5 protein-coding genes, 1 tRNA gene and 1 riboswitch are annotated in these 8,238 nt (G+C 71.3%); of the genes, 4 read left to right on the plus strand and 2 right to left on the minus strand.

Features of this window, described 5'->3' with window-relative positions; genetic code table 11:
* Positions 1-80: 80 nt before the first annotated feature.
* Entirely contained in the window at positions 81-1,802 is a 1,722-nt protein-coding gene (locus tag AB0E02_RS26890) for an Ig-like domain repeat protein (RefSeq protein ID WP_362143328.1), read from the plus strand.
* Positions 1,803-1,900: 98 nt separating this feature from the next.
* On the opposite strand, the gene AB0E02_RS26895 is transcribed toward AB0E02_RS26890, so the two are convergent.
* Positions 1,901-2,308 carry a DUF6314 family protein gene (locus AB0E02_RS26895; RefSeq protein ID WP_362143348.1) on the minus strand — a complete coding sequence of 136 codons (408 nt, stop codon included), beginning with the start codon at positions 2,306-2,308 and terminating at the stop codon, positions 1,901-1,903.
* 396 nt (positions 2,309-2,704) lie between these two features.
* Here AB0E02_RS26895 and AB0E02_RS26900 point away from each other — a divergent pair, with 396 nt between their 5' ends.
* Genes AB0E02_RS26900 through AB0E02_RS26910 form a run of 3 tightly spaced genes read left to right on the plus strand, consistent with a single transcriptional unit; the run spans position 2,705 to position 7,394 of the window.
* Positions 2,705-4,174, plus strand: a complete 1,470-nt coding sequence (locus AB0E02_RS26900; RefSeq protein WP_030415345.1) for an aldehyde dehydrogenase family protein — start codon at positions 2,705-2,707, stop codon at positions 4,172-4,174.
* Complete coding sequence (locus AB0E02_RS26905; protein ID WP_362143330.1) at positions 4,171-5,817, plus strand: APC family permease; 1,647 nt, start codon at positions 4,171-4,173, stop codon at positions 5,815-5,817. The genes AB0E02_RS26900 and AB0E02_RS26905 overlap by 4 nt, the downstream gene beginning before the upstream one ends.
* Before the next feature lie 14 nt (positions 5,818-5,831).
* A complete protein-coding gene (locus AB0E02_RS26910; protein ID WP_362143332.1) occupies positions 5,832-7,394 on the plus strand; it encodes a GMC family oxidoreductase N-terminal domain-containing protein in 1,563 nt (520 codons plus the stop codon).
* A 43-nt stretch (positions 7,395-7,437) separates the two neighbouring features.
* Positions 7,438-7,610, minus strand: a riboswitch (TPP riboswitch).
* A gap of 166 nt (positions 7,611-7,776) precedes the next feature.
* On the opposite strand, the gene AB0E02_RS26915 is transcribed toward AB0E02_RS26910, so the two are convergent.
* Positions 7,777-7,864, minus strand: a tRNA-Leu gene (locus AB0E02_RS26915).
* Positions 7,865-8,238 lie beyond the last annotated feature (374 nt).

Genomic DNA, 8,238 nt, shown 5'->3' on the forward strand with positions numbered 1-8,238 from the left:
GCGATCGGCACAGGGTTCTGAACTGTGCCGCGCGACGGCCCCACCTCCTTAGCGGAGCCTTCGAAAGGGGCTGTCCAAACATGGCGCTCATCATCACCCTGACCCCGCCTACCGTCACGGCGGGCCAGACCTTCACGGCCACGATCACCGGGGCCAACGCGGGCGACACGATCACCGTCACCTACGACGCGCAACCCGCGCAGACGGTGGTCGCCGACGCCAATGGCAACGCGACCGTGTCCTTCACCGCGACCACCTCGGGGCTGGTGGTCGCCACCGGCGTGACAAGCGGAACCAGCGTGGCGACACTCACCGTGACCCCGTCGACCTGTGTGGTCACGGTGTCGTCCACCCCCGCCAACCCGGCCGCCGGCCAGCCCGTCACCGTCACCGCCACCGTCACCTGCAACGGGGTCGCGGTACCCGGGGCGTCGGTGGTCTTCACCTCGAACGGCGGCGTCGCGCTGGGGCTCGGCACCACCGATGCCTCCGGTCAGGCGAGCGTGACCAGCAGCGCGCTGCCGGCAGGCGCCAACGTCGTGACCGCCACCGTGGTCTCCGCCAACAGCACCTGCACCTGCGTCGGCGCCACCGGCACCGCGACGGTGAACGTCGCAGCGGCGACCAACTGCGTGGTCACCCTCTCCTCGACCCCCGCCAACCCGACCGCGGGCCAGCCCGTCACCGTCACCGCCACCGTCACCTGCAACGGCGTTCCGGTTCCCGGCGCGGTGGTCACCTTCGTCTCCGGCGGCGGCAGTCTCCAGCTGGGCGCCGGCACCACCGATGCCTCCGGACAGGCCAGCGTCACCAGCAGCGCACTGCCGACCGGGGCCAATGTCGTCGTCGCCACCGTGGTGGCCGCCAACACCACCTGCACCTGCGTCGGCGTCACCGGCACCGCAACCGTCAACGTCACAGCGGCGACCAACTGCGTGGTCACCCTCTCCTCCACCCCCGCCAACCCGGCCGCCGGCCAGCCCGTCACCGTCACCGCCACCGTCACCTGCAACGGCGTCGCGGTCCCCGGCGCGGTCGTCAACTTCACCTCCGGCGGCGGCAGTCTCCAGCTGGGCGCCGGCACCACCAATGCCTCCGGACAGGCCAGCGTCACCAGCAGCGCACTGCCCGCCGGGGCCAATGTCGTCGTCGCCACCGTGGTAGCCGCCAACACCACCTGCACCTGCGTCGGCGTCACCGGCACCGCAACCGTCAACGTCACAGCGGCCACCAACTGCGTGGTCACCTTCTCCTCGACCCCCGCCAACCCGACCGCCGGCCAGCCCGTCACCGTCACCGCCACCGTCACCTGCAACGGAGCCCCGGTCCCCGGCGCGGTGGTGGTCTTCTCCACCTCCGGTGGCACCCTGGGGGTCGGGACCACCAATGCCTCCGGACAGGCGAGCGTGACCACCAGCGCGCTGCCGGCCGGCGCCAACGTGGTCACCGCCACGGTGATCTCCTCTTCGGGCGCCTGCACCTGCACCGGCGTCTCCGGCACCGGGACGGTGAACGTCGGCGTGGGACTCCCCGTCCTGACGGCGAAGCCGGCCTGCTACGCGCTGAACTTCCCGCCGGTGCCCTGGGCGTTCGCCCACGCCACGTTCAGCGTGAGCGGTGCGACTCCCGGATCGACGGTGACCTTCTCCGTACTGGGCGGCACGGTGTGCACGGCCGTGGCCGACGCGAGCGGTAACGCCAGCTGCACCGGCAACCTCAGCGTCACGCAGGTGCTGGCCTCCACCTACACCGCGACCAGCGGCGGGGTGACCGCCACCGGCAGCCTGAGGGCCTGCCTCTGACGGACAGCCGGACACCACAGCCGTCCCCCGTAACGCAACTACGGGGGACGGCTGCTTGCTCCCAGGATAAGGGCGGCGGATACGACGGACCGCCGCGCTCAGCCCGCCGTCCGCCGGTACCGCGTGCGCAGCAACTGCCGCTTGGCCGGGCCGGTGACCCGCCACTCCAGGTGCCACTCGTCCGCCGAGCGGACCGTGAAGGTGCCCTCGTAGCGGTCCTCGGCGCAGGGGTGGACGGCATTCCACTGTCCGGTGCCGAGGTCGAGGTCGTGGAAGGGGCGGCCGTCGGCGAAGTCGATCTCGGCGCTGCCGTCGGGGCGGGGCCGCAGGCGGAGCGTCCGGCTCGCCGGGTAGGCCGTGCCGTCCCAGGTCAGCTCCCCCTCCTCCACGTGCAGCAGCGCGCCGCCGGCCGGGTCGGGCCGGAAGTCGGCGGTGCCGTGGAAGCGGCCTTCGGTGCCGGTCCGCAGGTCGTGCACGGTGCGCTCGATGCTCCAGCGTCCCGACAGGTACCCGGCGACGTCGGGGACCGGTGCGAACGGCCACTCGTGCGGGTCCGCCTCGTACCGGCCCCCCGCGTGCGAGCCCTCCACGTGCGGGCCCTCCCCGTGCGGATGCTCCTCGTACGGGTCCGGAGCCTGCCGTTCCTCGTGTGCTGGCTGCGCGCTGGACATGGCCCCATTCTCCCGTCCGCCCGCGCCGTCACCCCATCGGCCCCGCCCGGGTCCCGGCCGCTCCCCGCCGGCCCTTCGCACCGTGCGGACCCGCGGTGGCGGTCTTACGCTCGGTGCAGTGATCGTCACGGAGGTGCGCACGGCTGCCGGACGGTGGCCGGGCGCCCCCGGACCGTCCGCCGTGCCCCGCGCTGCCGCCCCGTAAGCGCCCGGAGAACGAAAGGCACCACCATGCCGGAGCTGTTCATCGGCGGTCAGTGGACCGCAGCGGCCGACGGGCAGGTGCGGGAGATCCGCTGTCCGGCGGACGGCACGCTGGTCGCGACCGTCGACGAGGGCGGACCGAAGGACGTCGCCGCGGCGATCACCGCGGCCCGCACCGCCTTCGACGACGGCCCCTGGCCGCGCACACCGGCGGCCGAGCGCGGCCGGCTGGTGCTCCGCGTCGCCGAGCTGCTGGGGCGCGACAAGGACGCGCTGGCCAGGGCGGAATCGCTGGACACCGGCAAGCGGCTGGTGGAGAGCGAGTACGACATGGACGACATCGCCAACTGCTTCCGCTACTTCGGCAACCTCGCCGCGGCCGGCGGCACCGACCGGGTGGTGGACACCGGCATCGCGGAGACCGACAGCACGGTGCGGCACGAGCCGGTCGGGGTGTGCGCCCTGATCACCCCGTGGAACTATCCGCTGCTGCAGACCGCGTGGAAGGTCGCGCCCGCACTGGCCGCCGGCAACACCTTCGTGCTGAAGCCCAGCGAGCTCACCCCGCACACCGCCGTCCATCTGATGCGGCTGCTGGACGAGGCCGGGCTGCCGGCCGGTGCCGGCAACCTGGTGCTGGGCACCGGACCGGTGGTGGGCGCGCCGCTGACCGAGGACCCGCGGGTGGACATGGTGTCGTTCACCGGCGGGCTGCTCACCGGGCGGCGGATCATGGCCGCGGCGGCGCCGACGGTGAAGAAGATCGCCCTGGAGCTGGGCGGGAAGAACCCGAACATCGTCTTCGCGGACGCGGACTTCGACACCGCGGTCGACTACGCCCTGACCGCGGTCTTCCTGCACTCGGGCCAGGTCTGCTCGGCGGGCGCCCGGCTGCTGGTCCAGGAGGAGCTGCACGACGCGTTCGTGGACGAACTGGTCTCGCGCGCCCAGCGGATCCGGCTGGGCGGGCCGTTCGACGAGCACGCCCGCACCGGCCCGCTGATCTCCGCCGAGCACCGGGCCAAGGTCGAGGCGTACGTGGCGGCCGGGCTCGACGAGGGCGCGGTGCTGCTCTGCGGCGGCTCGGCACCGGACGACCCGTCGCTGGCGAACGGCTACTACTACCTGCCGACGGTGCTGGACGAATGCACGCCGGACATGTCGGTGATCCGCGACGAGTCGTTCGGGCCGGTGCTGACCGTCGAGCGGTTCCGCGACGAGGACGAGGCGGTCTCGCTCGCCAACGACACGGTCTACGGCCTGGCCGGGGCGGTGTGGACGCAGGACGGCGAGCGTGCGCACCGGGTCGCCGCGCGGCTGCGGGCCGGGACGATCTGGATCAACGACTTCCACCCGTACGTACCGCAGGCGGAGTGGGGCGGGATGAAGCAGTCCGGGGTGGGCCGGGAGCTGGGGCCGGCGGGGCTGGCCGAGTACCAGGAGGCCAAGCACGTGTGGCGCAATACCGCGCCCCGGCCGCAGAGGTGGTTCGAATGACCACGCCGGGCCCGCCGGGCCAGGACCCCGGGAACGGCCGAGCACACGGGAACGGCTCAGCACACCGGAACGATCAAGCTCCCGGGGACGAGCACGCGCACGACGACGCCTCGCTCGCCGAGCTCGGCTACAAGCCGGAACTCAAGCGCACACTGGGCAACTTCCACACCTTCGCCGCCGGGATCAGCTACATCTCCATCCTGACCGGCACCTTCCAGCTGTTCTACTTCGGTGTCGCGCACGGCGGCCCGGCCTACTGGTGGTCCTGGCCGATGGTGTTCGCCGGCCAGCTGATGGTGGCGCTGTGCTTCTGCGAGCTGGCCGCCCGGTATCCGGTGGCCGGTTCGATCTACAACTGGTCCAAGAAGCTGGGCGGTCCGCACATCGGCTGGCTCGGCGGCTGGCTGATGCTGACCGCCTCGATGGTGTCGCTGTCCGCGGTGGCGCTGGCCTATCAGGTGACGCTGCCGCAGATCTCCTCCTGGTTCCAGTTCATCGGCGACGGCACCGGGAAGTCCGCGGCCGCCAACGCCGTCCTGCTCGGCACCGTCCTGGTCGGCTTCACCACCCTGGTCAACGCCTTCGGCGTGAAGCTGATGGCCCGGATCAACTCCGCGGGCGTGGCCATCGAGCTGATCGCGGCGATCGTCCTGGTGCTGCTGCTCGCCGCGCACATCACCCGCGGTCCGAGCGCGATCACCGACACCTTCGGCCTGGGCAGCGGCGAGACCCTCGGCTACTTCGGCGCGTTCCTCACCGCGTCCCTGGCCTCGGCGTACGTCATGTACGGCTTCGACACCGCCTCCTCGCTCGGCGAGGAGTCCAAGGACCCCGGCCGGAACGCCCCGCGCGCGATCCTGCGGGCCCTGATCGCGTCCTTCCTGATCGGCGGGCTGATCCTGCTCTTCGCCCTGCTGTCCGTACCGGACCTGCACGCCAAGGAGCTGTCGGTGGACGGCCTCCAGTACGTCGTGCTGGCCACCCTCGGTTCGACGATCGGGCAGATCGTGCTGTGGTGCGTGGTCATCGCGATCACGGTGTGCGAGCTGGCGGTGCACACCGCGGGCATCCGGCTGGCGTTCGCCATGGCCCGGGACAACAACCTGCCGGCCGCCTCGCTGCTGGCCAAGGTCAGCCCACGGTTCCAGACCCCGGTGCTGCCCGCGATCATCATCGGGCTGGTGGCGGTCGGCATCCTGTTCCTCAACGTCAACCAGCCGCAGATCTTCTCGGTGATCACCAGCATCGCGATCATCATGATCTACCTGGCGTACCTGGCGGTGACGCTGCCGATGCTGGTGCAGCGACTGCGCGGCAACTGGACACCGCTCAAGGGCAAGTTCTCGCTGGGAAGGTTCGGGCTGCCGGTCAACATCCTCGCGGTGCTGTGGGGCGCGGGCATGTCCCTCAACCTCGCCTGGCCGCGCGCCGCGGTCTACAACGCGACCGGCCCGCAGCACTGGTACCTGCGCTGGGGCGCGTTCCTGTTCATCGGCGTCGTCGCGCTCGGCGGCTTCGCCTACTACTGGTTCGTCCAGCGCAAGAAGACCGGTGTGCTGGCCATGCACGCCGCCGAGCTCCCCGACGACACCCTGCCGGGCGGCCCGGGCGGCCCGGGCACCCCCTCCTCCCCCTCCCCCTGACTGGAGACGGCCCGATGTCCCAAGAGATCCCTGCGGACGAGTTCGACTACGTCGTGGTCGGTGGCGGCACGGCCGGCGCGGTCGTGGCGGCCCGGCTCAGCGAGGACCCCGCGGTCACCGTCTGCCTGCTGGAGGCCGGCCCGAGCGACGTCGACGACGACAACATCCTGCGGCTGGACCGCTGGATGGGCCTGCTGGAGTCCGGTTACGACTGGGACTATCCGGTCGAGCCGCAGGAGAACGGCAACAGCTTCATGCGGCACGCCCGCGCCAAGGTGCTGGGCGGCTGCTCCTCGCACAATTCCTGCATCGCCTTCTGGGCACCCGCCGAGGACCTCGACGAGTGGGCCGTGCTGGGCTGCACGGGCTGGCACTCCCGGGACACCTTCCCCCTCTTCACCCGCCTGGAGAGCAATGACGCACCCGGTGACCACCACGGCCGCACCGGCCCGGTCACCCTGCGCACCGTTCCGCCGCACGACCCCTGCGGGGTGGCCCTGCTGGAGGCGTGCGCGGCGTCCGGCATCCCCACCACGCCGTTCAACACCGGCCGGACCGTCGTCCGCGGCGCCAACTGGTTCCAGATCAACTGCCGCCCCGACGGCACCCGTTCCTCGTCCTCGGTGTCCTACCTCCACCCCGTCATGGGCACCCGCCGCAATCTCGACGTACGCACCGGCCTCCAGGCCAAGCGCCTGACCTTCGACGCCACCCGCCGCTGCACCGGCGTGGACTACCTGGCCCCCGACCTGATCCGCACCCACGGCGTACGCGCCCGCCGCGAGGTCATCGTCTCCTGCGGCGCCATCGACACCCCGAAGCTGCTGATGCTCTCCGGCATCGGCCCGGCCGACCACCTCCGCGACGTCGGCGTGGACGTCCTGCTCGACTCCCCCGGTGTCGGCGCGAACCTCCAGGACCACCCGGAGGGCGTGATCATGTGGGAGGCCAAGCAGCCGATGGTCACGTCGTCGACGCAGTGGTGGGAGATCGGCATCTTCGCCGACACCGAGCCGGGCCTGGACCGCCCGGACCTGATGTTCCACTACGGCTCCGTGCCGTTCGACCTGAACACCTACCGCCGCGGCTACCCCACCTCGGAGAACGCCTTCTGCCTCACCCCGAACGTCACCCGCGCCCGCTCCCTGGGCACCGTGCGCCTGCGCACCCGGGACTTCCGCGACAAGCCCAGGGTCGATCCGCGCTACTTCACCCACGAGCACGACGTCCGGGTGATGCTCCACGGCCTGCGGCTGGCCCGCGAGATCGTCGCCCAGGCCCCGATGGCCGACTGGGCCGGCCCGGAACTCGCACCGGGCCCCTCCGCCCGCTCCGACGAGGAACTGCTGGACTACGTCCGCGCCACCCACAACACCGTCTACCACCCCGCCTGCACGGTCCACATGGGCGCCCCCGACGACCCGGCCGCCCCACTCGACCCGGAACTGCGCGTCAAGGGCGTCAGCGGTCTACGCGTGGCCGACGGCTCGGCCATGCCGTTCCTGCCGGCCGTGAACCCGTGCATCACCACGATGATGATCGGCGAGAAATGCGCCGACCTGATCCGCGCCACATGACCGCCCCCGCGCCCGCCAGGCCCACCCCTTGCGCGCACATCAAAGACCTACGAGGTGGGCTCCCTTCGCCGGCATTGTCCGGATCAGGTGCTTGGGGGTCGCCGTCCGGTCCGCATGACCTTTCAGCCTCTCAGCCCGACCTTCACTCACGTCCTCGGCGAGAACCGAAGTCCCCGTTGCGAGGTCCGCTCCAATCGGACTCCCTCGCTCGCCCCGTAGGCCGGTCTTCAGGATACTCCCGACCAAAGGGGATGGAATAGCCCTGGAGTGGCTTTTTCAGATAATTTCCGACATCTCCCGCGACCGCCCCCCGACGCACCCCCCACGCCCCCAGACATACAGAAAACCCCTGGTCAACCAGGGGTTTCCAGGGGTTCTCATGTGGTGTCCGAGGGGGGACTTGAACCCCCACGCCCGATAAAGGGCACTAGCACCTCAAGCTAGCGCGTCTGCCATTCCGCCACCCGGACTAGGTGTGATCTTCGCGGGGCGTTTCCCGCGGCGACGTGGACAACCATATCAAGGTTTCAGAGTGCCTTGCGCTGCGCTGGGCTCTCCCCCCACGTACCTGACTTTCCCGCCGCGGGGCTCCCCGCCGTTGCCGCTTTGCGGCGCCGCGTAGGTACCTGGCCGTCCCGCCGCGGGGCTTGCTCGCCGTTGCGCGCTTCGCGGCGCCCCGTACGTAGCCGTCTTTCCCGCCGCGGGTGGTCTCGCCGTTGCGCCTGCGGCGGGCTGGGTGGGTTGTGGGTGCGGTGACGGACCTCCGGGGCCGGTTGTGTGGACTGCTGACGCTTTACGTCCACACAACCGGCCCCACCCGCCCCTCCCCACCCCGTGGGGGTGG

It is taken from the genome of Streptomyces sp. NPDC048196 (genome assembly GCF_040652715.1).
GTDB lineage: Bacteria > Actinomycetota > Actinomycetes > Streptomycetales > Streptomycetaceae > Streptomyces > Streptomyces siderophoricus.